The following is a 2,008-nucleotide window of genomic DNA, read 5'->3' as shown; positions in this document are numbered from 1 at the left end:
CCCCGAGGCCGGCGCGCAGATCGGCGGACAGGCCGAGGCCGCCGCCGATGGCGCGAACCAGAACACCCCACAACACCGGCGCCGGCACGGACTCGCGGGTGCCGCCACCTCAGACCCCGCCGCCGAACGCGCCCGACGGGCTGAAGCCGCCCGACAGCGACAGCCGCCCGCCGAGCAGGAAGGAATGAACCGCGATGGCCACGAAACACAGCACGGGGGACAGCAGCGCCCAGGCCGGGTCGGGGGCGGAGCTGGTGCCGGTGAAGTTCAGCCGCCTCACCCGCCGGGGCGTGCTGCTGGGCCTGTCCGCGTCGCAGCTGGTGACCCTCGGGATCGGGGTGCTGACCCTGGTGGGCGCGTTCTACGCCGGCGGCGGCATCCTCATCGCCGCCACCGCCCCGGTGTGGGTGCTGTCGGTCGTGCTGACCTGGATGCCGGTCGCCGGCCGCCCGGTCGTGGAATGGATACCCGTGGCTGGCTGGTGGCTGTGGCGCAGCACCGGCGGGCAGCTCGCCTACCGGCGCCGGATCGTCGCCCCCAGGCCGGCGGGCACGCTCGCCCTGCCCGGCGACCAGGCGAGGTTGCGCGAGCACGTCGACCCGGAGACCGGGGCCGGGATGATCCACGACCCGCACCAGCACACCCTCACCGTCGTCTGCGAGGTACGGCATCCCGCGTTCGTGCTGCTCGACCCGGCTGAACAGCACCGCCGTGTCACCGCCTGGGGCAGGGTGCTGGCCACCGTGTGCCGGTCCGGGCGGATCGCGACCTTGCAGGTGCTGGAGCGCACCCTGCCGGATTCGGGCACCGGGCTGGCGGAATGGTGGGCAGCGCACGGCACCCGCGACGGCTCCTGGGCCGCGACGACCTACCAAGAGCTGATCGAGCGGGCCGGTCCCGCCGGGGAGCGCCACGCCACCACCCTGTCCCTGTCGCTGGACATGCAGGCCGCCGCCCGGCAGATCAGGACCGCCGGCGGCGGGCTGCGCGGGGCCGCCGCCGTGCTCCGCCAAGAGATGTCCACCCTCACCGCCGCGCTGCGCTCGGCCGACCTGACCCCGGCCGGGTGGCTCACCCCCGGCCAGGTCGCGGTGATCCTGCGTTCCGCCTACGACCCTGCCGTGGCCGCGACGCTGGAGCGGCACGGGGAGCTGGGCCAGTCCCTCGCCACGGCGGGGCCGGTCGCGGTGACCGAGACCTGGACGAGGCTGCACACCGACTCGGCGTATCACGCGGTGCTGTGGGTCAGCGAATGGCCACGGTCGATGGTGTATCCGGGGTTCCTCGCCCCGGTCGTGCTCTCCTCCGGGATCGGGCGGGCACTGTCGCTGATCTACACGCCGATGCGCACCGACCAGGCCGCCCGCGACATCCGCAAGAAGAAGGTCGAACACATCTCGGATGCCGCCCAACGACGACGGATCGGGCAGATCGAGGACGCCGCGCAGACAGCCGAATACGAGGACGTGCTCCAGCAGGAGGCCGACCTGACCGCCGGGCACGGGGTGCTGCGCGTCACCGGCCTGGTCGCGGTCTCCGCGCCCACGGACGAGGAACTGGATGCGGCGGTCTCAGCGATCGAGCAAGCCGCCATCCAAGCCTCCTGCGAAACCCGCCGCCTGGTCGGCCAGCAGGCCGCCGCGTTCACCGCCGCCGCCCTGCCGCTGGCCCGCCACGTGTGACGACGTTCAGCCGTTCTGCTGGGTCACCGTCGTTCGCGAGAAGTGAGCATGTTCGGGAGCAGTATGGGACTGCCGCACGCTCAGGTGACAGTTGGGGTGTCAGGCCGCGAGATCCACGGCGGGGTTCATGATGGTCTCGTATTCGATGGGGGTCAATCGGCCCAGGCGGGCCTGTCGGCGACGACGGTGGTAGGTGCGTTCGATCCAGGTGATGATCGCGATGCGGAGCTCTTCTCGAGTCCGCCAGCGCTTGCGGTCCAGGACGTTCTTCTGCAGCAGCGCGAAGAAGGACTCCATCGCGGCGTTATCTCCGCCGGCACCGACTT

The 2,008-nt window shown here is 72.1% G+C and carries 2 protein-coding genes; one reads left to right on the top strand and one right to left on the bottom strand.

The genetic code is table 11. The features are described from left to right. Nucleotides 1-194: 194 nt before the first annotated feature. Nucleotides 195-1,682 (top strand): SCO6880 family protein, encoded by a 1,488-nt coding sequence (locus AC2W7K_RS18025; protein ID WP_198499353.1) that lies wholly within the window; start codon nt 195-197, stop codon nt 1,680-1,682. Nucleotides 1,683-1,781: 99 nt separating this feature from the next. Here AC2W7K_RS18025 and AC2W7K_RS18020 read toward each other — a convergent pair. Beyond that, nucleotides 1,782-2,008, bottom strand: a 227-nt coding sequence (locus tag AC2W7K_RS18020; protein WP_486006506.1) for an integrase core domain-containing protein, incomplete at its 5' end; no start/stop codon positions are given.

The sequence above is a fragment of the Brevibacterium sp. LAARM2_SD2 genome, assembly GCF_057364785.1.
This window is presented reverse-complemented; position numbering and strand designations above follow the sequence as displayed.